Consider the following 14,495-nt stretch of genomic DNA (forward strand, 5'->3'; position numbering starts at 1 on the left):
GGCGCGATCCTGAGACGACGCGGAGGCCGCCGTGAGGGCCTGTTGAAGCGGGCTTGACGCCAGCTTGAAGTGCCTGACAAGCGGATACCGATGAGGCGGAAAACATGTCAACGACGGGACTTGGGACCCCGTTGGCAAGGGCATCGCAGTCAACCCCCTTCATGCCCATGCACCACTCGTTCCGTCTTGCCGCGCCTGCCGCGGCTGTCCTCGCGGTGCTCCTCGCCGGTTGCGTCGCGCCCACGCACACGAGCGTCCATGCCGATGAGTCCTACCGCGCGCCGTCCAGCTGGGCGCCGCTGCCGCCACCGCCACCGCCCGCGCCGGTCGTCAGCGTCTACGTCGAGCCGCCGCTGGTGCAACCCGAGCCCGTCTTCGTCGACGTCGCGCCGCCACCGATGCTGGTGGAGGTCCCGCCGCCGCAGCCCTATCCGGGCGCCGTGTGGACCGGCGGCTACTGGGGCTGGCAAGGCCGCTGGGTCTGGTGCACGGGGCGGTGGTCTTCGCCGCCGCGGCCGGACTATGTCTGGGTGCATCCCTATTACGAGCATCGCGACGGCGCGGTCGTGTTCGTCTCCGGCTACTGGGCGGCGCATGGCGTGGGCTTCGTCCCGCCGCCGCCGGGACTGCACCTCTCGGTCCAGATCGCGATCGGCGGCGGTGCCCGGCCGATGGGGCCGATGGGCGTCTTCGTGCCGCCGCCGCCGGGATCGCGTCCGGGCCTGATCGTTCCGGCGCCGCTCGGCACGCCGCCCGCCGTGGTGGTCAGCGCGCCCCCGATCACCAACGTCGGCATGCGCATCCAGCACAACACGCAGATCAACCACACGGTCATCAACAACACGGTGGTCAACAACACGACGAATGTGAACAACGTTCGCAACGAGACGAACATCACCAACGTGACCATCGTGGCGCCGGCCAGCTCGACGGCGAGCGGCAAGCCCTTCCAGGGCGAGGTGCCGGCCGCCGCGCATCTGGCGGCGGCCCTGCCGGCGGTCGTGCACGCGCCGGCGCCGGTGCCGCAGCAGCAGCCTCAGCAAGCGCAGCATCAACAGCCGCAACCGCAACCGCAACCGCAACCGCAACCGCAACCGCAACCGGGAGTGCAAGCGCAGCAGCAACAGCAACTGCATCAGCAGCAACTGAATCAGCAGCAGCCGGCGAACCATGCGGCGCCGATGCCGTCATTCAACAATCCTCCTCCATCGCCGCAGCCGTCGCGCGCGATGCAGGAGCCGGTCAATGCGCCCCCTGAGCGTGACCGGGCGCTTGAGCAGGCGCGTCCGCGCGACGGCGTGCGGGAGCAGGAGGTCCAGCGCGAGCGCGAAGACGCTCGTGCCCATGACGCGGCGCGCGAACGCGAAGCCGCGCGGCAGCGCGCACTGGAGACGGAGGCCGCGCGACAGCGCGCACCGGGAGCTGAGGCCGCGCGTCCCGCGGCGAGCACGCCACCCCCACGCCAGGCCGCGCATGCCGATGATCGCCGTGAGGACGCCCGGGCGCGCGATCACGACCGGGCGCGCGCGAAGGACAAGGAGAAGGACAAGCAGCGGGAGATCGAGAAGCAGCGCGAGATCGAGAAGGAGAAGGAACGCGAGCGCTGAGCGTCCAGTCTTTCAGCTCCACGGGGTCCGGTGGAGGCGCGCCGTCGCCGACGACAATGGCGGCGTGCCCTTGACGGACCCGTCGAATGAACGGCTCGATCCTGCTCATCCTGCTGTTGACCGTGTGCGTCGCCGCCTTGCTGTGGCGGCTGCATCTCGAGCGCACGGTGCACGCCCGCGCCCGCACCCGTGACGAGCGCGTGGTGCGCGTGCTCACCAGCGTCCTGCGCGCCAACCGCATGGTGCAGCGCATCGACGACGAGCGCGAGCTCCTGCGGGAGGCCTGCCAGATCTGCGTCGACGCGGGCTACGCCATCCTGGCCGCCGTCTATCAGAGGGACGGTGACCTGGCCCGCCGGGCCGCGTCTGCCGGGCCGGCGGCGGAGGTGCTGGCGAACGTGCCGGACCCGCTGGACCTGCGGGACGCGGAGATCCAGCGCAGCTACACCGCCCGGGTGCTCCGTGACGGCGTGAGTGCCGTCAGCAACAACTACGTCCTCGATGCGCAGGCGGGGCGATGGCGGGCGGAGGCGGTCGCCCAGGGCATCCGGGCCATCGCGTGGATCCCCGTGCGTCGCGCGGGCGAGGTCGAGTGCGTCCTGATGCTTTGCGCCCGCGAGGCGGACTTCTTCGACGCCGAATTGATGACCATGCTGGAGGAGCTGGGCGCGGATCTTTCCTTCGCGATGGACATCGTCGACGCTCGACGCGCCCGCGAGTTGAACTTCCGCGAGATCGAGGCCGGCCGGGAACGGTTCCGGCGCCTGTTCCAGGCCGCCCCGATCCCGATGGCCATCGTGGCGCTGAAGGACCGGCGCATCGTCGAGGCCAACCAGGCGCTGTGCCAGCGGTATGGGAAGTCCGAGGGAGAGATCCTCGGGACCTCGACGGCGTCACACGCCTACGGCGTCCTGCCGGAGGACCGGGATCTGTTCTACCGCGTCCTGGCGACGAACGGGCGGGTCCGCGACCTGCGGCTGCGATTGCAGGGCGCGAACGGCGAAGTGACCCCGGTCATCCTGTGCGCCGAACCCATCGAGCATCTGGGCGAGAGCTGCTGTCTGATCACGAGCCTCGAATTGCAGCCGATGAACCTCGATGAACCCCAATGACCGATACCCGATAACCGATACCCGGTGACCGGTGACCGGTGACGGCGGGTGATCCGCGGAAGATCGACAGAGGATGGGCGGATGACGGGCGAGCCTTGCGGCAGAATGCCGCGTCCGCTCCATCGCTCATCTTCCGCGCCGTCTCCCTCCCGATGCCGTCGTCCCGCCGATTCGGTTCTCCCTGGCTGCTCCTGCTCGTGCTGGTGTGCAGTCTGCTGGGCCGTCCGATGCATGACGCGTGGCACATCGCGCATCCGTTCGGCGAGTCCGAGCGGGGGGCGGCCCTCGTGGCCGTCGTTGTTGCCGATGTCGATACCGACGTCGCCGCGATCGGTGGCGGAGAGGGGCCAGGCGACCCGCAGGACGACGTCGACAACGTGGACGACGATGGCGGCCTGAAGTCCGACGCCTGCGCCTGGTGCCTGTTCCACGCGCAGGCCGCAGCGCCCGGCCGGGCGCCGGATGCGCTGCTGACCCACGCCGAAGCCAGCGCGCCTCCGGTGGCGCTGCCGCGCGGGCCGCTGCCCGCGCTCGTCTGGACCGTCGCGAAGCCTCGCGGACCGCCGTCCGCCTGAACCGACCCTGCGCCTGGCGCGCAGTCATCCCCTCCGGTTCACTTCGCCGGGGAGCCGTCGACACGTCGTCGCGCGCTCCCCGGGGTCACTCCTTGCCTGTCATGTCCACCATCTCCGTTTCGCGTGCCGGTGTCGCACGCTCGTTCGTCGCATGCCTCGTCGTTCCTTCGCTCTGCGCAGCAGCATCGGAGGGCAGCGCCGACGCCACCCTCGATGCCGTTGCCGTGAACGGCACCCGTCAACCCTATCGAACCCTCGTCGTCACCGGCGCGATGAAGACCGACACCCCCGTGCGCGACCTCGCGCAGAACGTGCGCGTGCTGTCCGAGACCCTGCTGGCCGATGCCGGCGTCACGCGGCTGGACCAGGCACTGGACCTCGCGAGCGGCATCTCCCGGCAGAGCAACCTCGGCGGGCTGTGGGACAGCTATGCGATGCGCGGCTTCACCGGCGATCCGAGCTTCGGCTCCGACTACCTGGTCAACGGCTTCAGTTCGAGCCGCGGCTACAACGGCGTGCGCGACACGGCGAACGCCGCCTCGGTCGAGGTCCTGAAGGGCCCGGCCTCCGCGCTCTACGGTCGCGGCGAGCCCGGCGGCACGGTCAACATCACGACCAGGAAGCCGCTGTTCGTGCCGGAGCACGCGCTCGGCTTGTCCGTCGGCAGCCACGGCAGCCACCGGACGACCGCCGAATCGACGGGCCCGCTGGGCGAGCGGCTCGCGTACCGCCTGACCGCCGCGCAGGAGCGCGTCGGCAGCGATCGCGATCACGTCGAGTCACGCCGCGCGATGGTCTCGCCGTCCTTCCTCTGGATGCCGGACGCCGACACGACCGTCTCCTACGAGCTCGAGTTCTCGAGGCAGAAGGCGACCTTCGACCGCGGCGTCGTCGCCATCGACGGCCAGCTCGGGCGCGTGCCGCGCCATGCGTTCTACGGCGAGCCCGGCGACGGCCCGACGGCCACGCGCAGCGTCGGCCATCAGCTCTTTGTCCAGCATCAGCTGAATGACGACTGGTCGCTGCAGACCGGCCTGAGCTACCGCGACAGCGCGCTGGCGGGCACGGCCACCGAGGCGCGCTTCGTGCAGGCGGACAAGCGCACGCTGGTCCGCCAGCGTCGCACGCGGGCGTTCGACGGCACCGACCTGTCGGGCCGCTTCGAGCTGCTCGGCACCGTGCGCGCGGGCGGCCTCGCGCACCACCTGCTGTTCGGTGCCGATGCCTACCGCTTCGTCGACCGCCGGGAGCAGTACCGCGTCGCCACCTCGACCCCGATCGACCTGTTCGAGCCGGTCTACGGCGCGGCGCCGCCCGCGATGGCGCTCAACACCTGGACCCGCGAGGCGCAGAAGTCCCGCTCCATCTATGCGCAGGACCAGATGGACCTCGGCGAACGCTGGAAGCTGCTGGTCGGTCTGCGTCACGACCGCTACGACCAGTCGCTGCTCAATCGCCGCAACGGCGTCACGACGGACCAGTCGCTCGGCGCGACGTCGCCGCGCGCGGGCCTGGTCTATCAGCCGAGCGGCACGCTCGCGCTGTACGCGACGGCCTCGCGCAGCTTCCGGCCCAACAGCGGCGTGAGCCGCGCCTACACGTCGTTCCCGGCGGAGCAGGGCCGTTCCGTCGAGACCGGCGCCAAGTACGACGCCGCCGACGGCCGGCTGTCCGCCACGCTGGCCGTCTACCGCATCGCGAAGAACAACGTCCTGACGCCGGACCCGACCGATCCCAACAACTTCTCCGTCGCGGCCGGCGAGGTGCGCAGCGAAGGCGTGGAACTCGACGTCGGCGGCGAAGTGGCCCGGGAGCTGCGCCTGTCCTTCGCCTATGCGTTCACGCACGCGCAGGTGACCCGCGACAACAACGCGTTTCTCGTCGGGCGGCCGCTCGCCAACGTGCCCCGGCACAGCGCGACGCTGCTGCTGGTCCAGGGGTTTGCGCTCGGCGCCGGGCGGGCGACGGCGGGCTTCGGCGTGAACCTCGTCGCAGCGCGCGAAGGCGCCGTCGCGCCGCTCGCCGCCGCCGACGACTTCAAGCTGCCCGGTTACGGCACGCTCAAGCTGCTCGCCGGCTACCGGCCCGACAGGCACTGGACGTTCTCGCTCGACGTCGACAACCTGCTCGACCGCGTCTACTACGCCAGCGCCTACAGCCAGGTCTGGGTCGCGCCGGGCGCGGGGCGCAAGCTCGTCCTGTCCGCGCGCCACGTCTTCTGAACCCGCGAGTGCCCATGACTGCTGCCGCCTTGTCCCGTCCGCCGTCCTCCCGCATCGCGTCGATCGACGCGCTGCGCGGATTCGTGATGATCGTGATGCTGCTCGATCACGTCCGCGAGACCTTCTACCTGCACCTGCAGGTCACGGATCCGATGACGGTGCCCGGCACGCCGCCGGAGCTCTTCTTCTCGCGGCTCGCGGCGCATCTCTGCGCGCCGGTGTTCGTGTTCCTGACCGGGCTCTCGGCCTGGCTCCACGCCCACCCCGACGGCGCGCCGCCGCGCGACGTCCGCGGCTTCCTGCTCAAGCGCGGCCTGCTGCTGATCGGGCTGGAGCTGACGCTGGTGAACTTCGCGTGGAGCGCGAGCTTCGGCGTGATCTACCTCCAGGTGATCTGGGCGATCGGCTTCAGCATGCTGGCGCTCGCGCTGCTGTCGGGGCTGCCGCGCTGGGCGCTCGTGGGCATCGGGCTCGTGATCGTCGGGGGACACAACGCGCTGACCGGCCTGTCGGTGCCGCCCGACGGCGGCTGGCGGGCCTTGTGGACGTTGATGCTGCATCGCGACTGGCTCATCCCGGAAGGGCTCGTGAGGGTGCGCGTGAGTTATCCGGCGCTGCCGTGGGTCGGGGTGATCCTGCTGGGCTTCGCGACGGGGCCGCTGTTCTCGCGCGCAACGCCCGTGCGGCAGCGGCGGCGCGTGCTGTGCGGCCTCGCGGCGGCCTGCCTGCTCGCGCTCGCGGTCCTGCGCGGTTTCAATCGCTACGGCGAGAACGCGCCCTGGGTCAGCGGCGCCACGGCGCTGGACACGGCGATGTCCTTCCTGAACTTCACGAAGTACCCGCCGTCGCTGGACTTCCTGCTGTTGACGCTGGGGATCGGAGCAGTCCTGCTGGCCGCCTTCGAGCACGGGCGCCATGCCTTCCTCCGCGTATGCGCGGTCTTCGGCGGCGCGCCGATGTTCTATTACCTGCTGCACCTCTACGTGCTGCTGATCGGCTATCGCGTGCTGCTCGCGGTCTTCGGCCCCAACCAGGGCGTGCGATTCGGCGTGGATGCCGGCCAGTTCCCGCTGATCTGGCTCATCTGGCTGGGCCTGGTGCCGCTGCTCTATCCGCCGGTGAAGGCGTTCGCGGCCTACAAGCGGCGCACGCATCGGGCCTGGGTCAAGTACCTGTGACCGCACCGGGCCCCCAGCAGGCCCCGTGTGGGGCCCGGCACATCGACCCTCCCGGGCTCAGCGGACGAAGCGGTTGCCTTCCCCGACGATGGAGAGATCCGCGAAGTCCAGGCCCGAGTGATCGCTCGGGCTGTAGCTGATCTCCAGGCCGCCGATGTTGACCTTCTGCAGGCCTTCCAGCGTGTCGCGGAGCTTCTGCCGCGTCGGGTGCGGGCCGGCGCGGCGCAGGGCCTCCACCAGCACCTTGGCGCCGGCGAAGCCCTCGATCATGGCCGGCGTGATGTCGCCGTGGCCCTGGGCGGTGGCGAGTCCCTGCGCCTCGGTCACGATGGCGGCGGCGCGGGAGCGCTCATACGGGAAGACCTGCCCGACGATGATGCCGCGCGCGTTCTTGCCGAGCGAGGCGACGAAGCCCGACGAGGCGTTGTTGGACAGGGTCACGATCTGGACGCGCGAGCCGCTGTCGCGGATCGCGGCCACGCCGTCGACCACGGCCTGTCCCGAGCCCAGGAAGATGACGGCTTGCGCCGAGGTCGACTGCGTCTTGGCGACGGTCGCCTTGAAGTCGGGGTGGGCGCGGTCGAACTTCTCGACGAAGGCGGCCGACTTGCCGACCGCGGCGAAGCCCGTCATCACGCCGACCACCGCGTCCGCGCCGAACGAGTCGTCGACCTGGACCACGCCGATCTTGTCGATGCCGATCAGGCTCAGATGGCGCACCGCGCGTTCCGCTTCGCGCTGGTAGGTGGCGCGGACGTTGAAGAGCCACGGATGGACGGGCTTGTGCAGCGCCATGGCGCCGGTGGACGGGGCGATCAGGGGCACGCGGTGCTCGGTGAGCAGCGGCATGATGGCCTGGTTGTGCGGCGTGCCGCGGGTAAGGAACAGCGCCAGCACGTTGTTGTCGACGATCAGCGTGCGGGCGTTCTCCGCGGCCAGCTTCGGGTCGAACTTGTCGTCCAGCGAGATCAGCTTGATCCGCTCGCCGTTGACGCCGCCGGCCTTGTTCACGGCGTCGAGGTAGAGCTTGGCGCCGTCGGTCGTTTCCTTGACGCTGGCCGCGACCGGTCCGGTGAATCCGGAGGTCTGGCCGATGAGCACATCGGCGTGGCAGGTCGTCGCGAACAGGAGGGAGAGCATCAGCCCACAGAGATTTCTCACATGCATTCCTGGCAAGAAGTTGGGGCGCCATGATCGGGCGCGTGGCGGACGCGAGCGTCGTCGGCACGCCACGTCGGTGCGCGTGGGCGATCGTCGGAGCGAAGCGCCGTCTTGAGGTGCGAAATGTACGGCGATGTGGGGACGCCGCTGCGAGGGCTTCCCCGGTTCGGACACCGGCGGTTGCATGAATTACCTCGACGTCGGTAGCGCGGAGTGACCGGCGCGACCCTCGCCGTGATCAAGGTGATCGGGGGGGCGCCATCGACCTGCAGAGCTCGAACACCAGGCCGCGCAGCCATTGGTGTCCTGGATCCTTCTCGAGCCGCGGGTGCCACATCTGGGAGACGGTGATCGGCTCGGTCGGCACCGGCAAGGGCAGGGCGCGGAGTGCGCCCTGGATGAAGTCCGGCCGGAAGAAGGTCGACGGCACCAGGGCCACCAGGTCCGTCGCGGCCGCGATCGACAGCGCCGCGCGGAAGCTCGGCACGACGACGGCGACGCGACGCGCCAGTCCGCGTGCAGCCAGCGCCTCGTCCACCGGGCCCGCGCGACGGCCCCGCCGTGAGGTGACCACGTGGGCGCAGGCCGCATAGCTCGCGGCGTCGAGTTCACGCGTCTCCAGCAACACGTGACCCTCGCGCACCGCGGCGACGAAATGGTCGCGATAGAGCGCCTGGATGCGCACCTCGGGGCCGGACTGGCCGAGCACGCCGATGTCGAGATCGATCAGTCCCTCGCGCAGCGGGCGCACGTCCTTGTCGGGCTTGGGGGCGAAGCGCAGGCAGACGCCTGGCGCTTCTTCCGCCGCGCGTGCGACCAGCGCCGGCGCGAAGGCCTCGATGAAGCCGTCGTTCGCGCGCAGCGTGAAGGTCCGCTGCAGCCGGCGCAGGTCCCAACCCGCGCCCGCCGGCTGCAGCACGGCGCGCGCGCCCTGCGCCAGCTCGCGGACCTGGTCGCGCAGCGCCAGCGCGTGCGGTGTCGGCACCATGGTGCGGCCGGCGCGCACGAGCAGCGGATCTCCGGTGGCCGCGCGCAGTCGCGCCAGCGTGCGACTCATCGCGGATTCGCTGAGCCGCAGGCGCTCGGCGGCCCGCGCCACGCTGCCTTCGGCGAGCAGCGCGTCGAGCGCGGTGAGCAGGTTGAGATCGATGTCGTCGGCCATCCGGCCACGCTAGCACGCGCGCGATCAGTGCGGATGGCGTCGCATGCAGGGACTCCCTGCGCCCGGCGCGCTGGTCGCGTCGCCGGACGGCTCCTATGCTGGACGCACCTCCTGCCGAGTCGCCGCCCCGATGTCCGCCACGCCGTCCGCTTCATCCGCCACATCCGCTTCATCCGCCACATCCGCTGCATCCGCTGCATCCGCTGCATCCGCTGCATCCGCTGCATCTGCCGCATCTGCCGCATCTGCTGCGTCGGCTGCATCCGTCTCAACCGGACATCCGCCCGACATGCCCGACACCGACGGCGTGCCGTTGCCCCGACGTCACGCCGCAGTCGCCGCGCTGCTCGGCGCGATCGCGCTGGTGGTGCTGGACGGCGCGATCGCCAACGTCGCGCTGCCCAACATCGCGCAGACCCTCGACAGCTCGCCGGCTGATGCCATCTGGGTCGCGACGGCCTATCAGCTGGCGGTGGTGATGTTCCTGCTGCCGGCATCGGCCCTGGGTGAGCGGCTCGGCTATCGGCGCGTGTTCGTCGCGGGCGTCTCGCTCTTCACCGCGGCCTCGGCGCTGTGCGCGCTGGCCCCCTCGCTGGGCTGGCTGGTGGCGGGGCGCTGCCTGCAGGGCCTGGGCAGCGCGGCGGTGATGCCGCTCGGCCTGGCGCTGCTGCGTTTCACCTATCCGAAGCGGCTGCTCGGACAGGCCATCGCGTACAACGCGCTGGCGGTCGCGGGCGCGTCGGCGGCCGGACCCGCCATCGGCGCGGCCATCCTGTCGGTGGCCGGCTGGCCTTGGCTGTTCGCGGTGAACCTGCCGGTCGGCCTGCTGGTGCTGATCGCCGCGCGCGGATTGCCGAGCACGCCGGGCACCCGGCGGCCGCTCGATGTCGTGAGCGTCGCCCTCAACGCGGGGATGTTCGCGGCCTTCGTGCTCGGCGGCGACCAGGTGCTGGCGAAGCCGCTGGAAGGCGGCGCGCTGCTGATCGCGGCGATCGTCTGCGGCGCGCTGCTGGTCCGTCGCGAGCTGCCGCGCGCGGCGCCGCTGATCCCGATCGATCTGCTGCGCTCGCCGTCGTTCCGGATGTCGATCATCGCGTCGGTGTGCTGCTTCACCGGGCAGATGGCGAGCTATGTCGCGCTGCCGTTCTACATGCATCACGTGCTGGGCCTGAGCGTGCTCGAGACCGGACTGCTGATGACGCCGTGGCCGCTGGCGGTGATGCTGGCCGCGCCCCTGTCCGGTCGACTGGCCGACCGCCTGCCGACGGCCTGGCTCTGCGCGGCCGGCGCCGGCGGTCTCGCTGCGGGGCTCGCGCTCTGCGCCGCATGGCCGGCGCAGGCAGACCCGCGGCCGTTGCTGGTCGTCTTCACCGCGCTGGCGGGACTGGGATTCGGCTTCTTCCAGACCCCCAACAACCGCAACATGCTGCTGTCCGCGCCGAAGGAGCGCAGCGGCGCTGCCGGCGGCGCGCAAGGCGTGGCACGGCTGACCGGTCAGACGCTGGGCAGCCTGTTGATGGGGCTGCTCTTCACGTGGCTGCCGGCGTCACGGGCCTCGCATGCGGGGCTCGGCATGGCTGCGGGATTCGCGCTGGTCGCGGGGCTGGTGAGCTTGTGGCGAGGGCGCGCCACGTAGCGGCGACGCGTTCATTCTTTGACCGAATCGGTGTGATTCCCAGGGCTGGGTGAGATTCGGGTCTCGCCAGCAGGTGGAGACTGATCGTCTTCTTCGCTCGGGAGTCTTTCGATGCATTTGGCTTTCCCCTCCACCTTGTTTCGGCTCGAGGCCATCTGGCGCAAACTTCGCGCATCGTTTTCGCAAGAAGAGTGGGGCTTCCGGATCCTGACCATCGTGATCGCCGTGGGTCTTGGGTGCGGCAACCTCACGTTGATGCGAGTCTCGTATTTCCTGGGTCAGGTGGATCAATACCAGGTGCTGTGCAATGGGCTGGCCCCCGCAGCTGCCGCGCCAATGAAAAAGGCCGACGCGTCCCTTTCGGGAGCAGCGTCGGCCTCGGTCCGGGTGGAGATCAGTTGCCGCGGACGGCCTTGACCTCGACGGGACGCAGGTCGATCGCGGCGCGGTCCAGCACGCCGTTGACGTACTTGTGGCCGTCCGTGCCGCCGAAGGACTTGGCCAGTTCGACGGCCTCGTTGATCGCGACCTTGTACGGGATGTCGATGCAGTTCTTCAGCTCGTACGCGCCGATCATCAGGATCGCGTGCTCGATCGGCGACAGCTCGGTCGTCTTGCGGTCCGCGTGACGGGCCAGCACCGCGTCCAGATCGGCCGCTTCCTCGATCGCGCCGTTGAAGAGCTTGTCGTAATGACCGCGGTCGGCCTTCTCGAAGCCGTCCTGCTCGCGCGTGTGCGCGTCGATCACGCCGAGGTCGTCGCCGGTCACCAGCCACTGGTAGATGCCTTGCAGCGCGTGCTCGCGCGAGCGGCGGCGCGCCGACTTGGCCGGCGCCTTCTTCGCGCCCGGCTTGCCTGCGCTCTTGCCGGCGGGGGTGTTGTCCTTGGTGTTCACTTGAGTTCTTTCAGCAGCTGTGCCATTTCGACGGCAACGGTCCCGGCATCGCGGCCCTTGTCTTCGGCCCGCGCCCAGGCCTGTTCCTCGTTCTCGACCGTCAGGATCGCGTTGGCGATCGGCAGGCGGTGGTCCAGCGTCAGGCGCGTCACGCCGGCGCCGCTCTCGTTGGCGACCAGCTCGAAGTGATAGGTCTCGCCGCGGATGATGCAGCCCAGCGCGACGAGCGCGTCGAACCTGCCGCTGACGGCCATCGCCTGCAGCGCCACCGGCACTTCCAGCGCGCCCGGCACGGTCACGTGGCGGATGTCGGCGTCCTGGACGCCCAGACGGGCGAGTTCGCCCAGGCAGGCCTTGGCCAGCGCCGTCGTCAACTCGTCGTTGAACCGCGCCTGGACGATGCCGACGCGCAGGCCCCGTCCGTCCAATCGGGTCGACTGACCCTTGTCAGATCCTTGCATGCGGTCCTCAGCAATTCTTGTCGTTGGCACCGGCCTGGGCGGCCTGGAAACCGGTCACTTCCAGCCCGTAGCCGGTCATGCTCGGCATGCGGCGCGGGCTGCCCAGCAGCTTCATCCGCTGCACGCCGAGTTCGCGCAGGATCTGCGCGCCGACGCCGTAGGTGCGCAGGTCCATGGTCTGGCGGGTGTCTTCCGACGCGGCCGGCTGCAGGCGCGCCAGCAGCGCGTCCGCGTCCTCGCCGCAGTTCAGCAGCACCGCGACGCCGGAGCCCTCGCGCTGGATCGCCGCCAGCGCCTGCGGCAGCGGCCAGCTGTGACCGCATCGCCCGGCGTCGAGCAGGTCCATCGCCGAGAAGGGCTCGTGCACCCGCACCAGCACTTCCTGGTCGGGCTGCCATTGGCCCAGCGAAAGCGCCATGTGCACGTTGTTCGAGCGGTCGCGGAAGACGTGGCAGTCGAAGCGGCCTTCGCGCGTGTCCAGCGGACGCTGCGCGATGCGCTGCACGATCGACTCGTTGCGGCTGCGGTATTCGATCAGGTCGGCGATGGTGCCGATCTTCAGGCCGTGTTCCTTGGCGAAGATCTCCAGATCCGGCAGACGGGCCATGGTGCCGTCGTCGTTCATGATCTCGCAGATCACGCCGGCGGGCGTCAGGCCGGCCATGCGCGACAGGTCGCAACCGGCTTCGGTGTGGCCGGCGCGCATGAGCACGCCGCCGTCCTGCGCCTGCAGCGGGAAGATGTGGCCCGGTTGCACGAGGTCCGACGCGACCGCGCCCTTGGCGACCGCCGCCTGCACGGTCCGCGCGCGATCGGCGGCGGAGATGCCGGTGGTGACGCCGGTGGCCGCCTCGATCGACACGGTGAAGGCCGTGCCGTGCTTGGTGCCGTTGCGGGTGGCCATCGGCGGCAGCTGCAGCTGCTCGCAGCGCTCGCGGGTCAGGGTCAGGCAGATCAGGCCCCGGCCATGCTTGGCCATGAAGTTGATCGCCTCCGGCGTGACGTGGTCGGCGGCGAGGACGAGGTCCCCCTCGTTCTCGCGGTCCTCTTCGTCGACGAGGATGACCATGCGGCCGGCCGCCAGCTCGGCGACCAGCTCGGGAATCGGTGAAATAGGCATGGGTGCGATTGTAGGCGGGGCGGCCCGGTGGTCGGACTCGCGGGGTTCCTCGGGAAGGTCGGGCGATCCTGGCGCTGCGAGGCCGACGCGCCCGATGCGGCTGAAGTCGATGAAGTCGCTGAAGTCGCTAGGTCGATGAAGCGGCGAGCGGCCGCAGTCTCAGCCGCAGATCGCCCCCGACGGACTGGCAGTCGACCATCCGGAAGCGCGGCGCCCCGTCGAGCGTCGTCAGCCCGCCCAGGTCGACCATGCCGCGGCCCTCGCCCAGCAGCATCGGCGCGACGTAGATCAGCAATTCGTCGATCAGTCCGGCCCGCAGCAGCGAGCCGTTGAGCTTGTAGCCGGCCTCGATGTGGAGCTCATTGACCTGGCGTCGGCCCAGGTCGCGGATCGCCGCGCCCAGGTCGACCTTGCCTCTGGTCGGGTCGGCGACGGAGACCAGTTCCGCTCCGCGCGCCGCCAGCGCGGCGCCACGCTCGCCCGGCTCGGCCAGGGCGTGATAGATCAGCAGTTGCCCGGGCGGCGCCAGCAGGCGCGCATCCGGGGACAGCTCCAGGCGCGAGTCGATCAACACGCGCTGCGGCTGCAGCACGGTGTCGACGTCCCGGACATCCAGGCGCGGATCGTCCTCGCGCGCGGTGCCGATGCCGGTCAGCACGGCGCCGGCACGACGCCGCCAGGCGTGGCCGTCGCGCCGGGCCTCGGGGCCGGTGATCCATTGGCTGACGCCGTTCGAGAGCGCGGTCCGCCCGTCGAGGGACGCGGCGATCTTCATCCGCACGAAGGGGCGTCCGTGCTGCATGCGGGTCAGGAAACCGATGTTGAGTTCGTGCGCCTCGACGGCGGACGGGTGGTCGGTCGGCAGCACCTCCGTGGCGATGCCGGCGGCGCGCATCCGCGCGAGGCCCTGACCGGCGACTTGCGGGTTCGGGTCGCCGAGCGCGACCACGACCCGTCCGACGCCGGCCGCGATCAGCGCGTCGCAGCAGGGCGGGGTGCGGCCATGGTGGGCGCAGGGTTCGAGGGTCACGTAAACGGTCGCGCCGCGCACGTCCTGACCCCGGGCCTGGGCATCGCGCAAGGCCATGACCTCGGCGTGGGCCTGTCCGGCGGCCTGCGTGTGCCCCTGGCCGAGCACGCGATCCTCGCCGTCGACGATGACGCAGCCCACTCGGGGGTTGGGGTCGGTGAGGCCGACTGCGTCGTGGGCCAGGCGCACCGCCTCGGCCATCCAACGGTCGTCGCGCGGCGGCGTGGAGGTGCTGGATGCGGCGGAGGCGCCGGACGCACCCGAGGCAGTGGCCGGCGGCAGGCCGGAGGGCGGTTCGGGCGGCAGGGCGGGCGATCGGACGTCTTGCATGGCGCG

General features: G+C 70.6%; 13 protein-coding genes. 7 read left to right on the forward strand and 6 right to left on the reverse strand.

Translation table 11 applies throughout. The annotated features are described in order from the left end of the window. The first annotated feature begins 161 nt into the window (after positions 1-161). From AC1VNM_RS05990 to AC1VNM_RS06010, 5 genes are all read left to right on the forward strand, one after another. Entirely contained in the window at positions 162-1,607 is a 1,446-nt protein-coding gene (locus AC1VNM_RS05990; protein ID WP_483106203.1) for a hypothetical protein, read from the forward strand. Positions 1,608-1,693: 86 nt separating this feature from the next. Then, a complete protein-coding gene (locus tag AC1VNM_RS05995; protein ID WP_483106204.1) occupies positions 1,694-2,719 on the forward strand; it encodes a GAF domain-containing protein in 1,026 nt (341 codons plus the stop codon). Positions 2,720-2,871: 152 nt separating this feature from the next. Then, a complete protein-coding gene (locus AC1VNM_RS06000) occupies positions 2,872-3,294 on the forward strand; it encodes a DUF2946 family protein (protein WP_483106205.1) in 423 nt (140 codons plus the stop codon). 224 nt (positions 3,295-3,518) lie between these two features. Continuing rightward, complete coding sequence (locus AC1VNM_RS06005) at positions 3,519-5,516, forward strand: TonB-dependent siderophore receptor (protein WP_483106206.1); 1,998 nt, start codon at positions 3,519-3,521, stop codon at positions 5,514-5,516. A 14-nt stretch (positions 5,517-5,530) separates the two neighbouring features. After that, positions 5,531-6,694, forward strand: coding sequence for an acetyltransferase domain-containing protein (locus AC1VNM_RS06010; protein ID WP_483106207.1), 1,164 nt, complete (start codon positions 5,531-5,533; stop codon positions 6,692-6,694). A gap of 57 nt (positions 6,695-6,751) precedes the next feature. On the opposite strand, the gene AC1VNM_RS06015 is transcribed toward AC1VNM_RS06010, so the two are convergent. Together AC1VNM_RS06015 and AC1VNM_RS06020 are read right to left on the reverse strand one after the other, a co-directional pair. After that, positions 6,752-7,834 (reverse strand): ABC transporter substrate-binding protein, encoded by a 1,083-nt coding sequence (locus AC1VNM_RS06015; RefSeq protein ID WP_377155329.1) that lies wholly within the window; start codon positions 7,832-7,834, stop codon positions 6,752-6,754. 259 nt (positions 7,835-8,093) lie between these two features. Next, entirely contained in the window at positions 8,094-9,017 is a 924-nt protein-coding gene (locus tag AC1VNM_RS06020; protein WP_483106208.1) for a LysR family transcriptional regulator, read from the reverse strand. A 289-nt stretch (positions 9,018-9,306) separates the two neighbouring features. On the opposite strand from AC1VNM_RS06020, the gene AC1VNM_RS06025 reads away from it, so the two are divergent. Together AC1VNM_RS06025 and AC1VNM_RS06030 are read left to right on the forward strand one after the other, a co-directional pair. Beyond that, on the forward strand, positions 9,307-10,653 hold the full coding sequence (locus AC1VNM_RS06025) for an MFS transporter (RefSeq protein ID WP_483106209.1): 1,347 nt from the start codon (positions 9,307-9,309) through the stop codon (positions 10,651-10,653). 111 nt (positions 10,654-10,764) lie between these two features. Continuing rightward, positions 10,765-11,070 (forward strand): hypothetical protein, encoded by a 306-nt coding sequence (locus AC1VNM_RS06030; RefSeq protein ID WP_483106210.1) that lies wholly within the window; start codon positions 10,765-10,767, stop codon positions 11,068-11,070. Here the strand turns inward: AC1VNM_RS06030 and nusB are convergent. From nusB to ribD, 4 genes are all read right to left on the reverse strand, one after another. After that, positions 11,048-11,548 (reverse strand): transcription antitermination factor NusB, encoded by a 501-nt coding sequence (nusB, locus tag AC1VNM_RS06035; RefSeq protein WP_377155326.1) that lies wholly within the window; start codon positions 11,546-11,548, stop codon positions 11,048-11,050. The genes AC1VNM_RS06030 and nusB overlap by 23 nt on opposite strands. After that, the gene (gene ribH / locus AC1VNM_RS06040; protein WP_377155325.1) at positions 11,545-12,009 is read right to left on the reverse strand and encodes a 6,7-dimethyl-8-ribityllumazine synthase; all 465 of its coding nucleotides are present in this window, start codon (positions 12,007-12,009) and stop codon (positions 11,545-11,547) included. The genes nusB and ribH overlap by 4 nt, the downstream gene beginning before the upstream one ends. Before the next feature lie 7 nt (positions 12,010-12,016). Further along, complete coding sequence (ribBA, locus tag AC1VNM_RS06045; protein WP_483106211.1) at positions 12,017-13,129, reverse strand: bifunctional 3,4-dihydroxy-2-butanone-4-phosphate synthase/GTP cyclohydrolase II; 1,113 nt, start codon at positions 13,127-13,129, stop codon at positions 12,017-12,019. Positions 13,130-13,256: 127 nt separating this feature from the next. Further along, a complete protein-coding gene (ribD, locus tag AC1VNM_RS06050) occupies positions 13,257-14,489 on the reverse strand; it encodes a bifunctional diaminohydroxyphosphoribosylaminopyrimidine deaminase/5-amino-6-(5-phosphoribosylamino)uracil reductase RibD (protein WP_483106212.1) in 1,233 nt (410 codons plus the stop codon). Positions 14,490-14,495: the final 6 nt, after the last annotated feature.

The sequence above is a fragment of the Mitsuaria sp. MSU3D genome (genome assembly GCF_056867975.1).

Bases quoted from the DNA above. Each gene is read 5' to 3' on its own strand.
- AC1VNM_RS05990 (WP_483106203.1), top strand. From the start codon at position 162: ATGCCCATGCACCACTCGTTCCGTCTTGCCGCGCCTGCCGCGGCTGTC.
- AC1VNM_RS05995 (WP_483106204.1), top strand. From the start codon at position 1,694: ATGAACGGCTCGATCCTGCTCATCCTGCTGTTGACCGTGTGCGTCGCC.
- AC1VNM_RS06000 (WP_483106205.1), top strand. From the start codon at position 2,872: ATGCCGTCGTCCCGCCGATTCGGTTCTCCCTGGCTGCTCCTGCTCGTG.
- AC1VNM_RS06010 (WP_483106207.1), top strand. From the start codon at position 5,531: ATGACTGCTGCCGCCTTGTCCCGTCCGCCGTCCTCCCGCATCGCGTCG.
- AC1VNM_RS06015 (WP_377155329.1), bottom strand. From the start codon at position 7,834: ATGCTCTCCCTCCTGTTCGCGACGACCTGCCACGCCGATGTGCTCATC.
- AC1VNM_RS06020 (WP_483106208.1), bottom strand. From the start codon at position 9,017: ATGGCCGACGACATCGATCTCAACCTGCTCACCGCGCTCGACGCGCTG.
- AC1VNM_RS06025 (WP_483106209.1), top strand. From the start codon at position 9,307: ATGCCCGACACCGACGGCGTGCCGTTGCCCCGACGTCACGCCGCAGTC.
- AC1VNM_RS06030 (WP_483106210.1), top strand. From the start codon at position 10,765: ATGCATTTGGCTTTCCCCTCCACCTTGTTTCGGCTCGAGGCCATCTGG.
- ribH (WP_377155325.1), bottom strand. From the start codon at position 12,009: ATGCAAGGATCTGACAAGGGTCAGTCGACCCGATTGGACGGACGGGGC.
- ribBA (WP_483106211.1), bottom strand. From the start codon at position 13,129: ATGCCTATTTCACCGATTCCCGAGCTGGTCGCCGAGCTGGCGGCCGGC.
- ribD (WP_483106212.1), bottom strand. From the start codon at position 14,489: ATGCAAGACGTCCGATCGCCCGCCCTGCCGCCCGAACCGCCCTCCGGC.